The sequence below is a fragment of the Rheinheimera sp. genome (genome assembly GCF_037442345.1).
Classification (GTDB): domain Bacteria; phylum Pseudomonadota; class Gammaproteobacteria; order Enterobacterales; family Alteromonadaceae; genus Pararheinheimera.
Genome location: NZ_JBBIQL010000019.1, coordinates 45,655 through 68,927, shown reverse-complemented (window position 1 = coordinate 68,927; position 23,273 = coordinate 45,655). Strand labels below are relative to the sequence as shown.

The window sequence follows — 23,273 nt, the reverse complement described above, 5'->3', positions numbered from 1 at the left end:
GGGCGCAGTCAACAAAGCTGCAGCTTCAGGGGCGACGGGGATATGCCAAAAAACGCACAGAGTCCCCCAGTTTTCATAAGTCTCAACCCATTGTCTTGCTGGGGATTTTTCTTTTTAATCCACTAAAAGCAAACAAGACAACAGGGGATCCAATGCGACATCTGTGGCCGTTATGCGCTGTGCTTTGCACGGTTTTTCAGGCCGTGTGGGCTGACGAAACCAACAGCGCCCGTTTTGACTGGTTTCAGTACCAGGGCGAGGATGACGTGTTTGCCCAACCTTTGCAGGCGGGGCACTACCGTAACCCTGTGTTGGCCGGTTTTTTCCCCGACCCCAGCATTACCCGCAAAGGTGATGATTTTTATCTGGTGAATTCGTCTTTCAGCTACTTGCCGGGTTTACCCATTTTGCACAGTAAAGACCTGGTGAACTGGCAACTGATTGGCCATGCGCTGACCAGACCCGGTCAGTTTGAATTTGCCGGTGCAGGGCTGTCGCGTGGTATTTTTGCGCCAACCCTGCGTTACCATAACGGCACTTTTTACCTCATTACCACTGTGGTGGATCAGGGGGGGAATTTTATTCTGACAGCGACCGATCCGGCCGGGCCCTGGTCGGATCCGATCTGGTTGCCGGAGGTGGGCGGCATAGACCCGGATTTATTCTTTGACGAGGATGGCAAGGTCTACATCAGTCACAATGACGCGCCGCCGGGTGAACCTTTGTACGAAGGGCACAGAGCTATCTGGTTGTGGGAATTTGACCCTGTGGCCAAAAAGGTAAAACCAGAGTCGAAACGTCTGTTGGTCAATGGTGGTGTCGATATCCGCCAGAAACCGATTTGGATTGAAGGCCCGCATTTGTATAAACACAATGGCTGGTACTATCTGCTCTGTGCCGAAGGCGGCACGGCCGACCAGCATTCTGCGGTCATTTTCCGCTCGCGCAGCCTGTCTGAGCCTTTTGTCCCTGCAAGCCAAAACCCAATTTTAACCCAACGTGATTTAGCCCCGGACAGACCGGACCCCATTACCACCGCAGGCCATGCCGATTTTATTCAGCTGGACGATGGCAGCTGGTGGGCCGTCTTTTTAGCCACCCGCACCTATCAGCAACGCCTTTCCAATCTGGGCCGCGAGACCTATTTACTGCCGGTGCACTGGCAGGATGGCTGGCCGCAGATACTGCCCAAAGGTCAGAGTATCCCCTATCAGCTGGCAGGCCCTGTCAGCCTGAAACCTCAGCCTGTTGCCGTGCCCCAAACTGGCAATCTGCAGTGGCGGGATGAGTTTTCAGCCACCCGTCTGGATCTGAACTGGCATTGGTTACGCCAGTTTGATCTGTCCTGGTTGCAGCTTAAGGAGGGGGTTCTGGCCCTGCAGGCCAAGGCCGACCGGCTGGAAGGCCAGGGGCAACCGGCTTTTATAGGCCGCAGACTGCAGCACATAAATTTCAATGCCAGTACCGGGTTCAGTTTGCCTGGCGCAGGCCGTTCGGCCGGGCTGGTGCTGCTGCAAAGTGAGTTGTACCACTACTATCTGGGAGCACGCCGGAACGGCACAGGGACAGAACTTTTTTTAGAACAGGCCAAAGGGGCCAAAGCGAAAGTGCTTAGTTCGCAAGAATTGGCGGGCCAGATCACCGGACTGCAGTTTAAAGTTGCAGGAGCCGGGGCCAGGCTGTGGTTTTATTACCGGCTGCCAGGCCAGGACTGGCAGCCACTGGGGCCGGTGCAGGATGGCACCCTGTTAAGCACTCAGGTGGCTGGCGGTTTTGTGGGCACCACCCTTGGGCTTTACAGCCGGCTGGAGCAGACGCCATGAAAAACCTGCTCCTTGGCCTGTGCCTGCTGCTGAGTGGCGGCCTGGCAGCGGCCGGTTATATCACAGAACAGAGCGAGCCGGGGGCTATGCTGCTGGTTAGCCAGGCACAGCAGGCGCAGATCCTGGTGGATCCCAAGGATCACCCTGGCCTGTTGCGGGCCGTGCAAAGTCTGCAGTTGAATATACAACAGGTCACTGGTGTGCAGCTGACGCCAGGGGCCGGGCCGTCGGCTCCGCTGGCGCTGATTATGGGCAGTCTGGACAAAAGCAGCCTGCTGCGTCAGCTGGAACAACGCGGGAAGCTGAACTTCAGCGCGTTGCGTGGCCGCTGGGATGGTTACCAGATTGAGCTGGTGCAACAGCCGCTGCCGGGCGTAGAGCAGGCGTTGGTGTTGGCAGGCAACGATAAACGCGGCGCTATTTATGCGGTGTTCGACCTGGCTGAGCAGATTGGCGTGTCACCCTGGGCCTGGTGGGCCGATGTGCCGGTGGCGAAAAAAAACGAGCTGTGGGTCCGGGCCGGTACCCGTGTGCTTGACGCGCCCAAAGTGAAATACCGCGGTATTTTCCTGAATGACGAAGCGCCGGCGTTAACGGGCTGGGTACAGGAAAAATTTGGTGGTTACAACCATCAATTCTATCTGCATGTGTTTGAACTGCTGCAGCGCCTCAAAGCCAACTTCTTATGGCCGGCCATGTGGAACAATGCTTTTGCTGACGATGACCCGCAAAACCCATTGCTGGCCGACGAGATGGGCATCGTGATGAGCAACAGCCATCATGAACCTATGCTGCGGGCCGACAAAGAATGGAACCGTTATGGCCAGGGGCCCTGGGAGTATTCCACCAACAAAGACGAGCTGTATAAATTCTGGCAGCAAGGCGCACAGCGGCATAAAAACCTGGAAAGCATTTTTACTCTGGGTATGCGCGGCCAGGAAGACGAGCCGATGAAAGAGGGCGAAAACATTGCTCTGCTGGAGCAGATTGTCGCGGATCAACGCCAGATCCTGGCCGACACCTTTGGTGCAGAACAGTTGCAGCAGGTGCCTCAGGTCTGGGCCCTGTACAAAGAAGTGCAGGGCTTCTACGAGCGTGGGATGCGGGTGCCGGAGGATGTCACTTTGTTGTGGGCAGACGACAACTTTGGCAATATCCGCCGTCTGCCTACTGCCGCAGAGCGCAACCGCTCAGGAGGCGCCGGGGTTTATTATCATTTTGATTACGTCGGCGAGCCACGCTCGTACCGCTGGATCAATACGGTGCCAATCAGCAAAATCTGGCAACAGATGGATTTAGCCTGGCGTTATGGTGCGGACCGCATCTGGATAGTCAATGTTGGTGATTTAAAACCTATGGAATTGCCAACCGACTTTTTCCTGCGCATGGCCTGGAACCCCGAGCGTTTTGCGGCGGACAAGCTGCAGCAATGGACAGTGCAGTGGGCGGCGCAGCAATTTGGCCCGGACCAGGCACAGGCCATAGCGCAGCTGCTGCAGGGCTACACCAAACACAATGGCCGGCGCAAACCTGAAGCGGTGGAGCCAGCGACTTACAGCCTGCTGCATTATGACGAAGCGGAGCGGGTCAGCCGCGAGCTCGCTGCGTTAGTGCAGCTGGCCGATCAGGTGCAGTCACAGCTGGGGGCTGCCTATCAGGATGCGTATGTTCAGTTGGTGGCGCACCCACTCAAAGCCAGCCAGGCGGTGTTTGAAATCAACCGGGCCGTGGCCATGAACCAGCTGCATGGCCAGCAAGGCCGTGCCAGCACCAATGATTGGGCTGCGCAGGCGCACTTCTGGTTTGCCCGCGATGCAGAGCTGACGGCGGCCTACCATGCGCTGGGGGATGGGCGCTGGAACCAGATGATGTCGCAGCCGCATTTGGGGTACAACTACTGGAACGACCCACCGCAAAATCAGTTACCGGCTTTATTGCAGCGCAATCCCCCCCGGGGGGCTGACATGGGGGTGATGGCTGAAGGCGCGGCTTATTATTGGCCTGAAAGTGAGTACCGCCATCAGCCATTGGCGCTGCCGCCTTTTTATCCGGACGGCCAAATCAGCAGGCGGATTGAGGTATTTAACCGCGGTTTAACCTCGTTTGACTTTAGTGCCAAAGCGTCATCGGATTGGATAGAGCTCAGTCACAGCTCGGGTACTGTCAGGCAGCAGCAAGTGATTCAGGTCAGGATTAACTGGGATAAAGCAGACGCAGGGCTGAATCAGGGCGAGGTGCATATTAAAGGCATTGGCTGGGGTGGGGCCAGGGTTAAAGTACAGGCGGTGAAAACCCAGGCGGCTGGCGAGGGCTATCTGGATACAGAGGGGTATATAGCGCTGGATGGCACCAGCGGCACCGCGATGCGGCCGCAGCCGGACGCGTTTTGGCAGGCCTTGCCTGGCCATGGCCGTGGCAGCGGAGCCATGGTGGCAACCACGGCTCCGGAGTACCGGCACCAAAGCCTGAACCAGGCGCCTTATCTGCAGTACCCACTGTATTTTCAGCGCTCAGGTGAGTTTGAACTGCAGCTGATGCTCGCACCCAGCCTGGATTTTGTGCCCGGCAGCACCCTGCGCCTCGCTGTCGCGCTGGATAACAACACGCCGGTGCTTGTGGATACCCTGACAGATCGCAGCAATCAGGCCTGGCAGCAGGGCGTACTGGACGGCATCCGGCTGGTAAAAAGCACACTGAAAGTACCGAACGCCGGCACCCATCAACTGAAAATTTACCTGGTCGACCCAGGTGTGGTGCTCGAACGTATTCTGATTAACACAGGTGGCCTGAAGCCCAGTTATCTGGGGCCGCCGGTCAGCCCCTACCGGGCGGCTCAACCACAAACGAAAAACAGGGAGACAGAACCATGAAATCAGTGATGGGCTTATTGGCTGGGGTGCTGCTGAGTCAGAGCGCCATGGCCGCCAGTGACATAAGTTTAAAACAGGCCTATGCACCGCATTTTTTAGTCGGTACCGCATTGAGCATGGCGCAGATTGAAGGCAAGGATCCGGCTGCCCTGGGGGTGGTGCAGCAGCACTTTAACGCGCTGACGGCTGAAAATGTGATGAAATGGGAAGAGTTGCAACCCAAAGAAGGCGACTTTCACTTTGGCCCGGCCGATGCACTGCTGAAGTTGGCTGAACAGCAGCAGGCGACGCTGATTGGCCATACCTTGTTGTGGCATCAACAAACCCCGGCCTGGGTCTTTACCGGGCCAGACGGCAAAACCGCCAGCAAAGCTCTGCTGTTGCAGCGGCTGACGACCCATATCAACACAGTGGTGGGTCGCTACAAAGGCAAAGTCAAAGGCTGGGATGTGGTCAACGAGGCGCTGAATGACGATGGCTCTTTGCGTGACAGCCCCTGGCGGAAAATTCTCGGCGATGACTATATTGTGACCGCTTTTCAGCTGGCTCAGGCGGCCGACCCGGCGGCAGAGCTGTATTACAACGACTACAACCTTTACAATCCGGAAAAACGGCAGGGGGCCGTGCGTATAGTGCAGCAGCTGCAAAAAGCCGGGGTTAAACTGACTGGCGTGGGGATGCAGGGCCATTATGGCCTGGATTACCCCGACCTGCAGCAGGTGGAAGACTCCATCGTGGCCTTTGCGGCCACCGGCGCTCAGGTGATGATCACAGAGCTGGATATCACAGTGTTGCCGCGGGTGGACGATAACGCCATAGGCGCAGATATTTCGCTGAACCAGAAGCTGCAGCAGCAATTGAACCCCTACAGCCAGGGCTTACCTGCGGCTATCGAGGCTCTGCAGCAGCAACGCTTTACTGGCCTGTTCCGTATTTTTTTGCGTCACAGCGACACCATCAGCCGGGTTACCCTTTGGGGGGTGAATGATCAGCAAAGCTGGCGCAATAACTGGCCTATGCAGGGGCGCACCGACTATGCGCTGCTGTTTGACCGGCAGAATCAACCCAAAGCCGTGGTCAAGGCGCTGCTGAACCTGGTTGACGAGGTGAAGCCATGATGCTGGTGACCGGGTGGGGGCGCAGTGCAGCCGCTTTGTTATTGGCTGTGGTGCTCAGCAGCTGCACTACAACCAAAACGACCTGCCCGACCCTGAGGTTGAATCAGTTGGGTTTTGCGCCAGAACAGCCCAAGCTGCTGGTGCTGGAAGGTTCATCGTCTGTGCTCTATCAGGTGCTGGACAGCGAGGGCACTGTTCTGCTGTCCGGTAAGTCAGACGCTCCGAAACTCTGGCCAGCCTCTGGCCGCAAAGCCAGTGTGCTGGATCTGTCCGCGCTGACCCAGGCTGGTGAATACCGCCTGGAACTTGAAGGCTGTGCCGCCCAGACAGTGCAGATCCACCCTGCGCCTTTTGCCGCTGCCCATGATGCGGCTGCCAAGGCTTATTATTTTAACCGCGCATCCATGGCCTTAACTGATCCGTTTGCCGGGCCTTGGGCCAGAGCGGCCGGACATCCGGATCATCAGGTGCGTATCCATAAGTCAGCCGCCTCTGCGGCGCGGCCTGAAGGCACAGTGCTGTCCTCTGCCCTGGGCTGGTACGACGCTGGTGATTACAACAAATACGTGGTGAATTCAGGGGTGACCTTGTTAACCCTGTTGCAGGCCTGGAGTGACTTCCCGGCATTTTACCGGCAACGTGACTGGGCTATCCCAGAGTCCGGTAATGCCTTACCAGACTTAGTGGATGAAGTGTTGTGGAATCTGCGCTGGCTGAGAACCATGCAGGACCCGTCTGACGGTGGGGTATACCACAAACTGACCAATCTGAACTTTGATGGCACTGTGATGCCGGACCAGGCCAACAGCCCCCGGTATCTGGTGCAAAAAACCACGGCGGCCGCGCTGAATTATGCCGCTGTGATGGCCAAAGCCAGTCAGATACTGCAGGAGTTTGATGCACAACTGCCGGGCCTGGCCAAGGAGTATGCCGACAGCGCAGTCAAGGCCTGGCAATGGGCCAAGGCGAACCCTGCGGTCATCTATCAGCAACCGGCCGATGTGTTTACCGGCGCTTATGGCGACAACACACTGGACGATGAATTTGCCACTGCGGCGGCTCAGCTGTTTTTACTGACCAGAGAGTCCGCCTATTTACAGTGGTTTGCCGCGCTGAAAGTGCCGCTGCAAGTGGCGTCCTGGGCCAACCCTGTGGCGCTGGCCTATTGGCAACTGCTGCGATCCGAAGCGGTGCCTGACAGGATCAAGCAGCCATTGAAAGATGCCTTGCTGGCAGAAGCCGAATTGTTTTTGCGCCAGGAGCAACAGTCGCCGTATCGGGTCGCAATGACCCAGCCAGACTTTATCTGGGGCAGCAATGCGGTGGCGGCCAATAAGGCGGTACTGCTGTATCAGGGTTACCTGCTAAGCGGCAAGCTGGCGTACCGGCAAGCGGCGCTGAACCTGCTGGATTACCTGTTTGGCCGCAACCCGACCGGCTATTCGTTTGTCACTGGTTTTGGCCGCCAGAGCCCGCAGCACATTCACCACAGGCCGTCTGAAGCCGATGCAGTCAACGCGCCTGTACCCGGCTGGTTGGCCGGCGGCCCCAACCAGGGGCAGCAGGACCAGTGTGTGTATCCCAGTAAGCTGCCCGCTTTGTCTTATCTGGATGAGTATTGCAGCTATGCCAGCAATGAAATCGCCATCAACTGGAATGCGCCACTGGTGTATTTGCTGGCGGCGTTTTCGGCAGAGCCACTCAGGTAACGGCCTGAGTTCAGTTCAAACCAGCGTCTGGAGGCAGGGGCTGGTTTTTCTTTATAAAACAGAAAGATATACTGGGCTTGTCGGACAAGTGAATTTTTCTCGTGTGAATTCTGTTTTTGCTATTCCGTTTTTTTTCAACGAGCTGGACCTGACGAATACTTCACTCCAGTATCTATACCGACAGCTTTCGCCGCTTCGCGTTTATGCGCCTTTTGTAGAGGCCCAGCTGCATCACAACAGACCCGGTTGCCATAACAACAGCAGGCCAAAGGCCGCAACTTGACCGGGATTCAACAACACAACGGGGAGATTATGATGGTTGCACGAGCTGCGAACCGTACCAGTGTTCGTTTACCTGCATTCAGGCCGTCTTTGCTGCTGATGGCCATGTTAGGCTGCTCTGCCGGTGCTTATGCGCAAGAGCAGGCGCAAGCGGAAAACACGGCAGACAAGAGCGACGAAAAAACCGAAGTTATTGAAGTCAGAGGCACCAGAGCCAACCTGCAAAGCGCACAGAATATCAAACGTCTGGCCGACACTGTGGTGGACGGTATTTCAGCCGAAGATATTGGGGTATTGCCAGACCGCAGTGTGCTGGAAGCCATTCAGCGGGTGCCCGGTGTGTCTGTGGAGCGTTTTGCTGGCCCGGACGACCCGGACCATTTCAGCGTCGAAGGCAGTGGGGCCATTATCCGGGGGATGACTCAGACCCGCAGTGAATTTAATGGCCGGGATTCATTTACTGCCAACTCAGGTCGGGGCTTGTCCTTTCAGGACGTGTCACCTGAACTGATGGGTGGTGTTGATATTTATAAAAACCAGACCGCCGATATGATTGAAGGCGGTATTGGTGGCACTGTCAGTTTGCGCACCCGTAAGCCCTTTGACTCGGCCGGTCGGGTGGTGGCCATCAGTGGTGACTGGTCTTATGGGGATATCGCTGAAAAAGGCAGCCCGACCATTTCTGGGTTATTCAGTGACCGTTATACGCTCGACAGCGGTGCGGAATTTGGCCTGTTGTTTAACCTGGCGCATTCACAGCTGTATGGCGAGTCGCATGGTATTCAGTCCGACGCTTATGTGCCGTTCTACGCCAATACGCTGGCCGGCGCCGAAGACTTTGTCGGTGAGGACGGTCAGGGGGTGGTCTGGATGCCCAATGCGGCCAACGCACTGCAGAAGTTTGATGATCGTGAACGCAATGGGGCTTCGGCCGCCTTCCAGTTTCAAAACGCCGACGACACCTTTCTTGGCACCTTCCAGTACATCCGCTCCGATGCACGTTTGTCCTGGCATGAACAGGCCATTAAATACCAGGGGGGGTACTACAATATCGATGGTCGTCGCTCCCGCCCGCTGGAAGGCACAGAGTTTGAGTTTGACGACAACGGCCTGTTTGAGTCCGGCATTATTACGCAGGGGGTGGATGGCTGGCGCGCTGCTGATGGCAACGTAGACCGCGTGGCCCGCGGTTGGGGCACCAATGCCCGTAATCAGTTTGGTTACGTCACTCAGTTTGACAGCAGGGTCAAAGACACCAACACCGAAGTGGAAGATTTTTCGTTAAACCTGGAGTGGAAAGCCACAGAGCAGTTGAAGCTGGTCGGCGATCTTCAGGTGGTCAGAGCCAACACTCAGGATGACGATGTGGTGGTGATGACCGGGGCTTTTGCCGGTCAGGACTACAATGTCACTGGCAGCACACCGACCATGACCTTGCTGGAGCCCTGGTTTGGCTCCCGGGACGCCAACCCGGATGATTTTGCCACAGGTTACCCAGGCTTCAGCGGCGACCCGGCCGGTGACAGCAATTACTTCCAGGACCCGACCTCTTATTTCCTGCGCAGTGCCATGGACCACTATGAGCGCTCCGAAGGCGACTCGGTTGCACTGCGACTTGATGGCACGTATCAGTTTGATGGGCAAGGGGTACTGACGTCCCTGCAGGCCGGTGTGCGTTATGCCAAACGTGAGCAGACGGTGCGGGCCACCAGCTGGAACTGGGGGGCTCTGGCCCCTGAATACACTGGGGCCGCGCCGGCTGGCTGGCTGGATACCCTGTCTGAGTTGGCTGGCGACTATGAACTGGTGGACTGGTCTGATTTCCACGATGGCGGCATTGTGAATATTCAGGGAGGCAAAACCATTGCCATGACCGAAGCTTATGTCCGCTCTATTATGGGCGCGAATCCGGCACGGCAGGTGTATAAGTCGGACGGCGGCACCTGGATCCCTTACCCAGAGCGGGACGGGGTTGACAGTGAGTTTGGCATTTTCCAGCCTGGCGAAATCAACGACACCACCGAAACCAATAAAGCGGTGTACCTGAAGCTGAACTTCGAAGGTCAGGGCGATTTACGTTACAGCGGCAATCTGGGCTTGCGTTATGTGAAACTGACCCGTGAAGCCAATGGTTATGTCAATTTCCCTGATCTGCTGCCTGATTTCCTGCCGCCGGCCGAACTGCAAAACCGTCAGTTGACCCCGCAACTGGTGTTGGATTATGTCGGTCAGCAGGTGGCTGCCGGCACTTACGCAACGGTAGAGGAGGCACTGCGGGCTCCGGAAAACCGCTGGATAGGGGATGCAGTCAATTACCTGCCTGATCATGACCGCGCTTTTGGTAATGACACCGACAGCCGGCTGGAAGCAGAAACGGATTTCAGCATGACGTTACCCAGCTTTAACATTAAGGTGGAATTGACGGATGAACTGATTGGCCGTTTTGCCGCTTCCAAAGCCGTGGCCTTGCCGGATATGGGCGATGTGATCAACAAAGTCTCTTTGGGGACTGAGCCTGTTATGGCCGTGCGGCCCATTACGGACATTGACGAAGACAATCCGCCATTGCCACAGGACAACCTGATCCAACGGGCTTATGTGCCTGTCTGGACCGGCAGCGGCGGCAACCCTTATCTGAAGCCGATGGAGTCGGTGCAGTATGACTTTGCGCTCGAATGGTACTTTGCCGATGTGGGGCAATTGAGTGCGACTTTATTCCATAAAGAGCTGAAAAACTACTTTGTGCAGGGGGCCTTTCCGCAAAGCTTTACCAACCCGGTGACCGGAGTCAGCCAGACGGCGTTGGTCACCACCACCACCAATGCGGGTGACGGCAAAATGGATGGTCTTGAAATTGCGTATCAGCAGTTTTACGACATGTTGCCAGAGCCCTGGAATGGCTTAGGCATGCAGGCGAGTTTTACTTACATTGACGCCAGTGGAGTCCCAAATAACCAGATCGATGCCGATGATGAAAGCTGGGTTGGGGATGATTTCACCGACACAGGTATTCGGGTCAGCCTGGACAATATTCCACTGCAGGGTCAGTCCGACCGCACCTTCAACCTGGTCGGTATGTACGAGAAAAACGGCTGGAGTGCCAGGGTCGCTTACAACTGGCGGTCGAAGTACCTGCTGACCACCCGCGATGTGATCAGTAAGGCACCGCTGTGGTACGACGACCATGGTCAGGTGGATGCGTCGCTGTTTTACAATGTCAGCGACAACTTCAGTGTGGGTTTACAGGGCACTAACCTGACCAACTCGCAGTCTGAAACCCTGATGATGCTCAACGACGAAGGAGTGGAAGCCGGACGTTCCTGGTTTGTCTCAGACCGTCGCCTGGCACTGGTGATGCGGGCCAATTTCTGACATCGTGGTGTGGCCACTAAGCCAAATGCGCTTTTGTGAAAACAAGAGCGCATTTTTCTATTGAAGACGTGCTGAGAAAACGGATGAATAAACTAAGAAAAATCATCGTATTAGGCGGCGGTTCAGCCGGCTGGATGACGGCAGCTGCACTGGGCAAGGTGCTGAAAAACCAGTTTTGCCACATTCAGCTGATTGAGTCTGAGCAGATAGGTACAGTCGGGGTCGGCGAAGCCACCATTCCGCAGATCATGTTGTATAACCAGCTGATAGGGCTGGATGAAGACGAGTTTATGCGCCGTACCCAGGCCACTTTTAAGCTGGGTATTCAGTTTAAAGACTGGTTAAAACCTGGCCACAGTTATTATCACGCTTTTGGCGAAGTGGGTAAAAACATGGAGGGCATCCAGTTTTACCATTATTGGCTGCGTCAGCATCTGCAAGGCAAAGCGGCTCCGCTGGATCAGTACACCTTAACCTCTCTGGCCTGTGACGAGCGGCGTTTTATGCGTTCCATTGACGCTGGCAATTCACCGTTATCCAACATTGCCTACGCCTTTCATTTTGACGCTGGTTTGTTTGCGCTGTATTTGCGTGAACTGGCACAGGGCTGGGGCGTGGAACGCACTGAAGGCAAGGTACAGTCGGTGCAACAATGGGACAATGGTTTTATCCGCTCTTTGCAGCTGGACGATGGCACTGTGCATGAGGCCGACTTTTTTATTGATTGCTCCGGCTTTCAGGGCCTGCTGATTGAAAAAACGCTCAAGGCCGGTTACGACGACTGGAGCCAGTGGTTGCCGTGCGACAGCGCCGTGGCCGTGCCTTGTGCCAAAGCGGGTGACCCCTGGCCATTTACCCGGGCCAGCGCACAAAAAGCCGGTTGGATCTGGCGTATTCCGCTGCAGCACCGTACCGGCAATGGCCATGTGTTCAGCAGCCGCTATATGTCGGTGGATGAAGCCACTTCTGTACTGATGCAGCAGCTGGATGGCGAGGCGCTGGCTGAGCCCCGTTTGTTGAACTTCACGACAGGCAAACGCAAAAAGTTCTGGTCGAAAAACTGCCTGGCTATTGGGCTCGCCAGTGGTTTTATGGAACCGCTGGAATCGACCAGTCTGCATTTGGTGCAGGCCGCTATTTCCAAGTTGTTCAGCTTTTTTCCGGACCGGCGTTTTGAGCAGGCCGACATTGATGAATTTAACCGTCAGATGGATTTTGACTACGAGCGCATCCGCGATTTTCTGATCCTGCATTACCATGCCACAGAGCGGGACGATTCCGCCTTCTGGCGATATTGCCGCGGCATGGAGGTGCCAAAGGAGCTGACCCAGAAAATTGAGCAATTTCGTGCTTCGGGCCGGATCTTCCGTTTTAACCAGGAAATGTTCAGCGACTTAAGCTGGTTTGAGGTGATGTTAGGGCAAGGCATTACGCCGGCCTCCTACCACCCGCTGGCGGACATGTTCAGTGATGAAGAACTGGGTAAACGGATGGACAGCATCCGTGCCGTGATCCGCAAATCGGTGGACTATATGCCTTCGCATCAGGATTTTATTAACCGGCACTGCAAAGCTGCAGCGATGAACTAACAGGAGATAGCTGTGAAGTGTCAGGCCATGCGTTTTGGTCAGGAGCAGCAGCCTTTGTTGCTGGTGGACGATTTTGTGCCAGAACCGGACTCGCTGATTGACTACGCCTTGACCCAACAGGATGTGCAGCAGGCCGCCGGCTTGTACCCAGGCTTGCGCTCAGCGGCCCCGCCTGGTTTTGCCCAGTGGATGCAGCAGCGACTGGCCACTGTGCTACAGCCGGTGTTTGACCTGCAACCCAGCCAGCTTCGTCAGCTGAACTGCTTTTATTCACTGGTTACCACAGCGGCTGAGCAGCTGAGCCTGCCGCAACGGCTGCCACACTTTGACCGGCCTGTGCAGCAGGAGCTGGCGGCTGTATTGTATTTATGTGGCGCCGAACATGGTGGTACCAGTTTCTACCGGCACCGAAGCTCAGGCTTTGAATATGTGGACCAGCAGCGGCTTGGGGCCTATCAGCAGCAGTTGGGCGCTGACGTGCAAAGGGTTGGTGAGCCTGAGGGCTATATTTGTGGCGATACCCTGTTATTTGAGCGGGTACTGCAAATACCGGCCCGTAAAAACCGCCTGCTGCTGTACCGCTGCTCCTCTTTGCATTCAGGGGATATCAGCGCTGATTACCGGTACGATGACAACCCCAGGACAGGCCGTTTTACCCTCACGGCGTTTTGGTGTTAAGCCGGCTCAGGATTGGCGCAGCCCCTTCCACAAAGTGCATATCAGTTGTTTAAAACTGACCGGTATTAACACCAGCAGGGCAATGCCCTGCTCAAAATGGGGGTTAAGCTGGCAATAAAAGGCAATTTCCGCTTTCTGGCTTTGTTTCAGTTGCTGCAGATCCGCAGCGCTGTAATTGCTGGAGCGGCCAACGGTTTTTAAACAGCCAAGGCCACGCCAGGGACTGGGTTCTGCATTGCCAACCAGGGCCCGATAGCGCGCTGTTTCCGCTGCATTCATGGCCGGGTTCGGGTAAATCAGTGCCACTTTTTTGCCAATGGCGCGGTACATGGCCGGGCTCAGCATTGTATCCAGGTAATACAAAGGCCGCAGTGGCTGGCGCAGCCAGGTGCGCAGTGCCCAGCGCAACGAAAACGCAAAGGTGCTGTTCTGGCCACGAAAGCCAGGTAAAAAGGCGGCGGACGCGCCCATCACTGTGGCTTTGCCGCTCTGTGTAAAGGTCAGCAGGCAATAGCCGGTCAGTTGTCCGTCCTGATAAAACAGCCGCAGCGCACAGCGCTGGTGCGCCGGATTGGCAAAATAACGCTGAAAATACGCCACACTGTCAACGCCTTTAAAGCAGGCTGCGATCAACGCAATCAGCTGCGCTTTTTCCTGCGCATTCAGCCAGTTTTTATGGGTGATTTTATCTTGATGGTCAGTCTGCATCGTCAGCGGCCGGGGTCAGGAAAAACACCAGCCTATCAGGCCCGGCCGTTTAGCGCGAGCCTCGGCTGTTGGCTGGTTGAGCTGTTAATCAGGTTACGAAAATTGGTATTGAGCCTGTTTGAGCTGTTATCCGGACCCTGTTGCTGGCAAAGTGACGTCAGTGTTTTCAAACCGGGAGCAAATTATGCGTCTGTTGATACTGAGTCTGACCTGTCTGTGCGCAACCGCATGGGCAGCTGAACCTGCGGCCTCTCAGACACCGAAGGCCATTGGGCAGCCTTCCGCGATCAAACAAGCCAGTGAGGCCAAAGCCGAGCACGGCAAAGGTTATGTGTTCAGCACCTATTTTTCCGGGGAAACCTTTGGCACTGTGGATGCCCTGACCGGCGTGGCGGTGATCGAACCTGGCCAGGAAATTCATCCGCCTCATGTGCATGCCGAAGAAGAATACCTGATGGTGATTGAAGGCAGCGGGGTTTGGTCTCTGCACGACAAAGAGCTGCCCGCCAAAGCCGGTGATATGTTGTATGCCGCGCCCTGGGATTCTCACGGCATCCGCAATACAGGCACAGTGCCGCTGAAGTTTGTCGTCATGAAATGGCAGAGTAAAGGTGTGCCTGTCCCGGCGCAGCCTCAGGTGTCTGGCCGCAATTGAGGGTCAGAGCTCCAGCTGTGAGGCCGGTGTTGGCCGGGCAAACAAATAACCCTGGCCTAAATCGCAACCGGCCTGCAGCAGAAACTCCAGTTGCTGCGGCGTTTCAATTCCTTCCGCCACCACCTGCAGCCCCAGAGCTTTCGCCATGGCCAGTATGGCACTGGTGATCTGGCAATCATTGAGATCCTCTGGCAGAGCACGGATAAAGCTGCGGTCTATTTTGATGCTGTCGATCGGCAAATGGCGTAAATAAGACAAGGACGAATAGCCGGTGCCAAAGTCATCAATCGCGATGCGGATCCCCATTTGTCGCAGCGCCCCAAGCAAACGTAAGGTCTGTTCCGCCTGCTCGGGCACCAGGCAGCTTTCGGTGATTTCCAGTTCCAGCTGGCCAGGCCTGATGCCATAGCGGTTCAGTAACTCCCGCACCATAGGCAGAAAGCTGCTGGCGCTCAGTTCTTTGGCCGAAATGTTGACCGCAACCCGGCAGTGTTTTGGCCACTGTGTAAGCTGAGCACAGACCTGTTGCAGCACATAGGCACCCAGTTGTTGGATCAGGCCGAGGTTTTCTGCCACAGGAATAAATAAATCAGGCGGGACAGCACCGCGTTGTGGATCTGTCCAGCGCACCAGCGCCTCCAGACTGTCGGTGCTGCCGTCGGCCAGACGGATTTTCGGCTGATAATGTACTTCCAGCCGCTGCTCTGCCATGGCGCGGCGCAGCGCCTGTTCCAGTTCCAGCGCTTCGCGGTGACGCTGGCCCAGGCTGTGGTGGTAAAAAGCGTAGTGGTTACGGCCGGATGATTTGGCCTGGTACATAGCGACATCGGCGCAGCGTAACAATTCATCGGCGCTGTCGGCGTCTTGTGGGTAAAATGCAATGCCAATGCTGGTGGTCAGCACCAGTTCCTGGTCGCCGATTAAAAAAGGCAGACTGAATTGTTGCACAATGCGGCGGGCCAGGTGTTCGGTATCCTGCACTGAGCTGCACTCAGGCATCAGCAGGGTAAATTCATCACCGCCCAGCCGGGCGACAGATTCGCCGGTTCGTACGACCTGGCTCAGGCGTTTGCCGACCTGGATCAGCACCTGGTCGCCCGCCTGATGCCCCAGCGTGTCGTTGATGCGTTTAAACAAATCCAGATCAAGGAAAAGCACGGCTAATAAATGCTGGTGCCGTTTGGCATTGGCCAGGCTGAGTTCGAGCCTGTCATGAAATAAACGTCGGTTGGCCAGGCCGGTCATTTCATCAAAAAAGGCCAGCTGATGGATTTTTTCTTCGCGCTTTTTCCGCTCCGTCATATCAGAGAAGATGGCGGCGTATTGGCTGACCATGCCGTCTTCACTGCGAATGGCACTGATCGACAGCCACTCCGGATACACTTCACCGTTTTTGCGTTTATTGTAAATTTCACCCTGCCAGTGGCCCTGTTGCTGCAACTGCTGCCACATCTGTTGGTAGAAGGTGCTGTTGTGCAGACCCGAGCTCAGTAATCTGGGCGTCTTGCCCAGTGCATCACTGACGCTGTAGCCGGTCAACTGACAAAAGGCCGGATTGACCGACTGGATCACCCCCTGACGATCCGTGATCATAATGGCGTCCTTGGACGCTTCAATCACCTGATAGGCCAGTTTCAGGTGTTCGGCGGAACTTCGCAGTGCCAGATTATGCGCTTCCAGTGCTGCCCGCAGTTCCCGGATATAGAGGTGCTCCATATTCAGCAACAAATGGCTGTAAGACAGCAGACCGCATAACTGGCCACTCGACGAGGTAACGCCCAGATGGCGGTAGCCATTGTGTTCCAGTGTCTGCACCGCCTGCATCAGACTGGTATGCGCAGGTAAGGTCAACAGCGGGAAGCTGGCCACTTGCTCCAGATTCAGTCGGGTGCGTTTGGCGGCAATTAACCGGACCAGATCACGTTCTGTCACTATGCCGTACTCCCCCGTTTCGAGCTGCACCAGCACAGCGTCAGTGCGGCTTTCGGCCATGGCGTAAGCGGCGGTAGACAAACTCTGATGCCCTTGCAGCACCAAAGGCGCTTCGTTGAGCAAAGAGGAGATATCACGCAGTACCAGATAATGCTCCAGCTGCTGTTGTCGGATCAGGTCAGTCTGGGTCAGGATCCCTAAGGCCTGTTCCTGCTCATCCACCACCAGCAAACGGCGGATCCCGGAGCCTTTCATCAGCTCTGTGGCGTCGGCTGCGCTGGCCATATGGCTGATGGTCATCACCGGGTGGCTCATCACCTGACGGATTGGCTGGTCCAGGTTATCGGAGTCGCTGCACAGCAGTCTTTTGCTGTCGGATTCAGTCCAGATCCCAATAATCTTGTGCTGTTCCTCCACCAGCACGCAGCTGATATTCCGACTGGCCATCATACAGGCGACTTGCTGCACCGACTGTTCTGGCTGGCAACAGACCAGGGCCTGCTGGCTGAGCAGTTCAGCTAAAGGTTGGCTGGAGCTGAGCTGGGTCAGATCCGGGGGCGGGGTTAGGGGCATAAAGGTCCTGTGGCATCCGGCGCTTTCGCCTGTCAGGCCCGCATCAGCGGGGGGCCGACTGGCTTTGGTGCGTAGTCAGTGTGCACAGACTACCGGATTTTATGCATCAGGCTTTGATCTGAAACAAGCTCAGAGTTGTCGGTGAGTTACCGGCAACCCGTCTTAGCCATCGGTGTGATGCTGGGCGGCTTTCACACTGGTATTGCGGCCGGCACCTTTGGCCTTATACATGGCTTTGTCGGCCAGTGTTAACAGCTGATCGACGGTCAGATCCGGATCGGCCCAGATATGACCAAGGCTGGCTGAGAGTTGCAGTTCCTGCTGCTGCCATTGCAGTGGCGATTGCCCGATAGCCTGACAGACCCGCTCTGCCACGGCGGCCACATAGGCTTCTGCACAATCCGGCAGCACCAGTAAAAACTCTTCTCCGCCGTAACGGCTCAGAATGTCGTTGGGCCGCACAGATTGACGTAAGGTCCTGGCACACTGCAATAACGCGGCGTCACCGGCATCGTGGCCATAGCTGTCGTTGATTTGTTTAAAGTGGTCCAGGTCGAGCAGGATCAAGCCATAAGGAATTTGTTGTTTTTGCAAATCGTCGTGACACTGATGCAGCTTTTTCAACACGGCCCGGCGGTTGTAAAGGCCTGTTAACTGATCATGCTCTGCCATTAAGCGGATTTTAGCGACCAGCCGGGCCAATGCGCCGCCAAAGACGGTCGCATTGACCGCCAGCACCAGCACCACATAAGTCCAGAGCATCGGCAGGCCTTGTTCTGAACTGTGGCTGAGGACCCCTTGGTGCTCAGCGGGCAGCACCACTAACGCTATGGCTCTGGCCACAAACAGCAGCGCGGTGAGCAGCAGTGGCAGCGCCATCAGGCTGGCGGCCAGGCTGTTGAAATTCTGGCGGATGGCAATAAATTTATGGTGGCTGGCCTGACCCAATAAATAGCTGGCCATCAGACAAAACAGCACACCTAATTCAGTGTTGATGGAGGCGGACAAATACATGGACAGCATCAAGGCGGCACAGCCGGCCAACAACAGACTGTCCCGCCGCGTGGTGGACTCTTGTTTAAATAAGTGCTGAAGACCCCAGCCCAAAAATGCAAAACTGGCCAGGATCAACAGATCAGACGCCAGCCAGATAGCCCAATAAGCGTGCGTTTGCCCCAGCAACAGCAGAAATACGCCCAAGGCTAACAGCAGATTGGTCACAAAAAAGCGGCCACTGGCTTTGGGGGCGACACGCAAAGGGCTGGTCATCAGAGCCCAGGCCACTCCTGCGACTATAGCCAGCAGGAAGACAAACCAAATCAATAATTGTGCTTGTGGGTTTGGGGTCATAACAAAACATCAGTGTGCTTTTCCCCTGCGGGCCTGCCAGGGACCAAAGCGATTAATTTTGCAGTCTGAATCCCTGGAACCTGCAACAATCGGCCGTTTTGTGTACAAAAAACGGCCGCGTATCATAACAAAGTGTGTTAACCGAAACAGCAGTTTTTTGTGCTGAGGTCTGACTTCTTTAATAAACGGCTGAAACTGAATAATTTATTTTTGTTGAACGTAATAACTGACCTGGGCTCTTGGGTTCAGGTAGCTGTAAACTTCTGGTGGCAGGCTCTTCGCGCGTAAGGCTTTTTCAATTTTCAGTCCATCCGCTGCCAGCGTGATCACTGGTGCTTCCAGCCGGGGCACGTCCGGGTCATAAATCAGAATGTTGGGATAGAGCATGGCCTCTTCGTTGACCGACAGGACTATGCCAATGCGCTGGTCGCTGAGTTGCACCACAGTGCCTGGTGGGTAGATGCCCATCATTTTAATCAGCAGCTTCATTTCGGTATCACCCAGTTTGCCTTTCATGCTTTTGTACATGGCTGACAATGCATGGTGTGGCGAGCGGGCTTTGGTGGGGTCTACCGGATGGCAGAGGTTGTCAAATTCGTTAACGACCGCCACCACCCGGGCCAGCCCGTCTATTTGTCCGGCTTTTAAGCCGGCCGGATAACCGGAGCCGTCCAGGTATTCATGATGCTGCTCGACTATGGTTTTGGCGGCTTCAGGAAACTGCTCACTGAGTTTCAGTAAATCCAGCCCCAGTTTGCCATGCAGTTTCAGAAAGTTTTGTTCAGGAGCCGTCAGCTCTGTGGTTTTACGCAGTATTTGAGCCGGTACTTTCAGCTTGCCAATGTCGTGAAATAAAGCACCAATACCCACCAGCCTGACCTGCTCGGCTCCTAAGTTCAGGTGTTTGGCCAGCATCATCGACAAAATAGAAACGTTCAGGGCGTGGTAATACAGCCCTTCCTGCTCTTTACCGGCCTGAGAGATCAGGTGCAATACCAGGGCGTCAGCACCTAAAATAGTGTCGGCCAACTGGCCCACCAGCATATCGGCGTCCTGAATGGCGTTCAGTGGCCGGCTGCCAATCTGGCTCATCAGCTGACGCACCTGCACCACCGACTGGGCAAAGGCTTTTTCAGTTTTCTGCAGTTCTCGGCGCTGGGCTTTGGCTTGTTCGATGCGGCGCATTTTTTCATGCTGCATTTCAGTTTTGGCCTGAATATCAGCCATATCCAGCGCGGGGCAGTCAGATGGTTCTTCTGGAGCATCCAGGGGCACTGAGCTGCGTTCAGGGTAAAAATACACATAGTCCAAATCCAACGACTGAATAATGCGCACCTGCTGCTGGTTTTCCACCACCAGCTTATTGGTCAGAAAGGGGTGTTTCATCCAGCCGACTGGTAATTTGATGGCATAACCGACTTTGACATCGGCCGGGCTGATTTTGACTGGCAATTCAATAAGCTCCAAAGCAGTAGTGGTGAAAGCGCTTTAGCTGCATTTTACTCTCTGCCGCAATAAAATGCAGTTTTTATCAAATGAAAGCCGGGAACTCTGCCTCAGAAAACGGGCTGTATTGCTATTTAATAGTGCAATGCCTATGATTTTCCTGTTTTTTACAAAAAGCTAATGAAATCTGGTCTTTATTCCACTTTGGCATTGAAAATCAGATATTATAACTATTATTGTAGTAGTAATTGTGCTCAGGCTGAGCGAAGTGCGCAGGGGAACTCCATGGCCAATCAGTTAAAAAGCCGGCCTCAAAGTATTCATGGTTGGGTGGCTGAAGAATTAGGTACCCGCATTGTCAGCGGTGTTTATGCGCCCGGAGAATACATTCCGAATGAAACCAGCATAGGTGAAGAGCTTGGTGTGTCCCGCACTGCGCTGCGCGAGGCGTTTAAGATCCTAACCTCCAAAGGGTTATTGGAATCCAGGCCCAAACTTGGTACCCGCATTCGCCCACGCAAGCACTGGAATATGTTCGACAGTGAAATTTTAAGCTGGTGTTTTGAATCCAAGCCTTCGCCGCAGTTTTTTATCTCGTTATTTGAAATTCGCGAAATTTTTGAACCGGCTGCCGCTGAACTGGCCGCCCGGAACCGCACCGAGGAACAGGTGCTGGTGCTGGCGAGAGCCTATGAAGCGATGGAGCAGGCTGAGCTTGGCACGGATGCGGTGTTTTCCAGTGACCTGGAATTTCATATGGCGGTACTGGATGCGACCAACAATGAGTTTATGATTTCCTTGGGCATGACCATTCAGACAGCCCTGATGGGCTTGTTCCGCTTAAGCAGCTCCATCAGCGAGGAATACACAGATTCATTACCAGGTCACAAAGGTGTGTATCAGGCGATTGCGGCCGGAGATGCCACCAAAGCTAAACTGGAAATGTTCCAGTTACTGGCCAAATCGAAAGAAAACCTGGAATACGCACTGAAAAACCTGGCGCGTCAGGATTAGAAGGCAGTCAGGTCTGGTATTTTGCATGGCAACACAAAATACCAGACCAGCCCCCATGGAAGTTATAGCGTCTTAACGGTACGAATGGGGCGCTGTTCCAGGCCCAGACTGTTTTGCAGCGGTGCGCCAAAAGCCGCTGATTCAATTTCAAATACATCCCCAGGCAGAGTCTCAATACCATCCCCAAAACTTAAGGTGGCAGTGCCGAAGTAATGCAAGTGGCCGTCGCCCGGGCGGCAGAACAAGGGGTATTTAAAGTGGTGATGTTCTAAATTCGCCACACTGTGCGACATATTGTCTTCACCGCTGACAAAGGCCTTTTGCCACAACAGCTCGCCATTGCGGTAAATCCGCGAGACGCCTTCAATATGAGCGGGCAGCTCACCCACTAATAATTCCGGACCAAAAGAGCAGGGGCGTAACTTCGAATGCGCCAGGTACAGGTAATTCAGCCGTTCGGTTTTATGGTCAGAAAACTCATTACCCAAGGCAAAACCAATACGCCAGGGCTGACCTTCGGCGTCATTGAGATAAACCCCGACAATTTCCGGCTCTTCGCCACCATCAAGCGCAAAAACAGGAGACGGCAGCGCAGCACCGGGGGGGACCACTATGCTGCCATCTCCTTTATAAAACCATTCCGGCTGCACACCCTGCTGGCCCGGTTGCGGTTTACCGCCTTCGACCCCCAATTTGAACATCTTCATGGTGTCGGTCAGCTCGGCCTGGGTTTTACCGCTGGTCTGAGCGTGCATGCTGGCGCGGGTGTCGGCACTGCCCAGGTGAGTCAGCCCTGTGCCTGTCACCAGCAAATGGGCCGGATCCGGATGATCAAAAGGTGTCAGCAAGCGGCCCTGGCTGCGAATGGCGGCATAGTCCGCTGTTTCACTGCTCAGCAGCTGGCTGACCAGGGTCTGAATTGGGGTTTGAGTGTTCAGGGCCTGTTGGGCCAACTGATAGACAGTGTTGACACCGCTTAGCAGCTGCACTTGTTGTCTGGAATTGACTAACGCGACAGCCCGGCTGCCTGCGCTGGTCAGAAATTGGATCAGTCGCATCTTTGTCCTTGCATCAAATATTTGTATTACAATAGGATTAATATGAAGCTGTTTGGTTGCACTGTCAAGGGGCAAAAGCCCCGACTCAGTGCAACCAGACAAAGGCCTGGATCAGGGAATGGCATCCAGCCCTTCGCTGGTCATCACAATGCGTTTCATACTGCCATCGGCGTTGTAATACAAAGGTTCAACAGCCACGCTGCGGCGAAACTCGCCACCATCAGGCTGTGCGGCGCCATTGTGATAAAAGAAATAATCTTTGCCTTTAAATTCAATAATGGCCTGATGATTGGTCGGTGAATTTCCGGCCACTTCATTCAGAATGCCACGGTACTGCCATGGCCCATGAATCGACTTGCTGGTGGCATAGACAATTTTCTCCGGAAAGCCGGACGCATAGGACAGGTAGTAAGTGTCGGCTTTTTTATGCACCCAGATGGCTTCGGTAAAATTCGGTAAATCCAGTTTCTGAATGGGGCCATCCAGTTCTGTCATACTGGCTTTGAGCTTGGCGTAACGCGGCTTGGTGTTGCCCCAGAACAAATAGGCCTGACCGTCATCGTCAATAAAAACCGACGGGTCTATATCATCCCAGTCAATTTCCGTGTCTGTGGTCATGTCATTGGTAATAAGCGCAGTACCCCGTGCATCTTTAAAAGGCCCCAGCGGTGAGTCGCCGACTGCGACCCCAATCGCAAAACCATTGATGCTGGCGTGGCGCACTGTGACGTACCAGTAAAACTTACCGCCTTTTTCAATCACCTGCGACGCCCAGGCATCCCCTTTGGCCCAGCTGAAATCTTTGGCTTTCAATAAAGGGCCATGCCGTTGCCAGCTTTTTAAATCTTTGCTGGAAAAGCCCAGCCACTGATGCATCGCAAAAAATGTTTTGTTGTCTTTGGCTTCATCCTGGCCTGCATACAGATACACCCTATCCCCGACCACCAAAGCGGCTGGATCGGCAGTGCGCACTTCCGGGAACAACGGGTTGGCAGCCAGCAGGCTTGTGCTGGTCAGCAGTAATACCGTAATAGCGAGATGTTTTTTCATCATTTTCCCCTGTCGAGATTTCACATAAATTATCTTATAGTATGAG

15 protein-coding genes are annotated in these 23,273 nt (G+C 54.9%); 9 read left to right on the top strand and 6 right to left on the bottom strand.

Translation table 11 applies throughout. The annotated features are described in order from the left end of the window. The first annotated feature begins 152 nt into the window (after positions 1–152). The 7 genes from WKJ04_RS12885 to WKJ04_RS12855 all read left to right on the top strand — a co-directional run bounded on the left by WKJ04_RS12885 (position 153) and on the right by WKJ04_RS12855 (position 13,441). A complete protein-coding gene (locus tag WKJ04_RS12885; protein ID WP_337880776.1) occupies positions 153–1,823 on the top strand; it encodes a glycoside hydrolase family 43 protein in 1,671 nt (556 codons plus the stop codon). Next, positions 1,820–4,693 carry a glycosyl hydrolase 115 family protein gene (locus WKJ04_RS12880; RefSeq protein ID WP_337880775.1) on the top strand — a complete coding sequence of 958 codons (2,874 nt, stop codon included), beginning with the start codon at positions 1,820–1,822 and terminating at the stop codon, positions 4,691–4,693. Before WKJ04_RS12885 ends, WKJ04_RS12880 begins: the two co-directional genes overlap by 4 nt. Beyond that, positions 4,690–5,811, top strand: coding sequence for an endo-1,4-beta-xylanase (locus WKJ04_RS12875; RefSeq protein WP_337880774.1), 1,122 nt, complete (start codon positions 4,690–4,692; stop codon positions 5,809–5,811). The genes WKJ04_RS12880 and WKJ04_RS12875 overlap by 4 nt, the downstream gene beginning before the upstream one ends. Then, positions 5,808–7,520 (top strand): glycoside hydrolase family 9 protein, encoded by a 1,713-nt coding sequence (locus WKJ04_RS12870; RefSeq protein ID WP_337880773.1) that lies wholly within the window; start codon positions 5,808–5,810, stop codon positions 7,518–7,520. Before WKJ04_RS12875 ends, WKJ04_RS12870 begins: the two co-directional genes overlap by 4 nt. Before the next feature lie 312 nt (positions 7,521–7,832). Then, positions 7,833–11,174 carry a TonB-dependent receptor gene (locus WKJ04_RS12865; RefSeq protein WP_337880772.1) on the top strand — a complete coding sequence of 1,114 codons (3,342 nt, stop codon included), beginning with the start codon at positions 7,833–7,835 and terminating at the stop codon, positions 11,172–11,174. An 83-nt stretch (positions 11,175–11,257) separates the two neighbouring features. After that, a complete protein-coding gene (locus WKJ04_RS12860; protein WP_337880771.1) occupies positions 11,258–12,763 on the top strand; it encodes a tryptophan halogenase family protein in 1,506 nt (501 codons plus the stop codon). Positions 12,764–12,775: 12 nt separating this feature from the next. Next, a complete protein-coding gene (locus WKJ04_RS12855) occupies positions 12,776–13,441 on the top strand; it encodes a DUF6445 family protein (RefSeq protein WP_337880770.1) in 666 nt (221 codons plus the stop codon). 6 nt (positions 13,442–13,447) lie between these two features. Here the strand turns inward: WKJ04_RS12855 and WKJ04_RS12850 are convergent, their stop codons facing one another. Continuing rightward, positions 13,448–14,149, bottom strand: a complete 702-nt coding sequence (locus WKJ04_RS12850) for a hypothetical protein (protein ID WP_337880769.1) — start codon at positions 14,147–14,149, stop codon at positions 13,448–13,450. Positions 14,150–14,333: 184 nt separating this feature from the next. Here WKJ04_RS12850 and WKJ04_RS12845 point away from each other — a divergent pair, with 184 nt between their 5' ends. Next, on the top strand, positions 14,334–14,804 hold the full coding sequence (locus WKJ04_RS12845; RefSeq protein WP_337880768.1) for a cupin domain-containing protein: 471 nt from the start codon (positions 14,334–14,336) through the stop codon (positions 14,802–14,804). A 3-nt stretch (positions 14,805–14,807) separates the two neighbouring features. On the opposite strand, the gene WKJ04_RS12840 is transcribed toward WKJ04_RS12845, so the two are convergent. From WKJ04_RS12840 to WKJ04_RS12830, 3 genes are all read right to left on the bottom strand, one after another. Next, the gene (locus WKJ04_RS12840; protein ID WP_337880767.1) at positions 14,808–17,309 is read right to left on the bottom strand and encodes an EAL domain-containing protein; all 2,502 of its coding nucleotides are present in this window, start codon (positions 17,307–17,309) and stop codon (positions 14,808–14,810) included. A gap of 162 nt (positions 17,310–17,471) precedes the next feature. Beyond that, positions 17,472–18,659: a GGDEF domain-containing protein gene (locus WKJ04_RS12835; protein ID WP_337880766.1), complete on the bottom strand. Its 1,188-nt coding sequence runs from the start codon at positions 18,657–18,659 to the stop codon at positions 17,472–17,474. A gap of 204 nt (positions 18,660–18,863) precedes the next feature. Beyond that, positions 18,864–20,111, bottom strand: a complete 1,248-nt coding sequence (locus WKJ04_RS12830) for a DUF3391 domain-containing protein (RefSeq protein WP_337880765.1) — start codon at positions 20,109–20,111, stop codon at positions 18,864–18,866. A 279-nt stretch (positions 20,112–20,390) separates the two neighbouring features. Between WKJ04_RS12830 and WKJ04_RS12825 the strand changes: the two genes are divergently transcribed. Beyond that, positions 20,391–21,119, top strand: a complete 729-nt coding sequence (locus tag WKJ04_RS12825; RefSeq protein ID WP_337843386.1) for a FadR/GntR family transcriptional regulator — start codon at positions 20,391–20,393, stop codon at positions 21,117–21,119. Between the two features lie 62 nt (positions 21,120–21,181). Here the strand turns inward: WKJ04_RS12825 and araD1 are convergent, their stop codons facing one another. Together araD1 and WKJ04_RS12815 are read right to left on the bottom strand one after the other, a co-directional pair. Further along, the gene (araD1, locus tag WKJ04_RS12820; RefSeq protein ID WP_337880764.1) at positions 21,182–22,177 is read right to left on the bottom strand and encodes an AraD1 family protein; all 996 of its coding nucleotides are present in this window, start codon (positions 22,175–22,177) and stop codon (positions 21,182–21,184) included. A gap of 111 nt (positions 22,178–22,288) precedes the next feature. Further along, positions 22,289–23,227: a glycoside hydrolase family 43 protein gene (locus tag WKJ04_RS12815; protein WP_337880763.1), complete on the bottom strand. Its 939-nt coding sequence runs from the start codon at positions 23,225–23,227 to the stop codon at positions 22,289–22,291. Positions 23,228–23,273 lie beyond the last annotated feature (46 nt).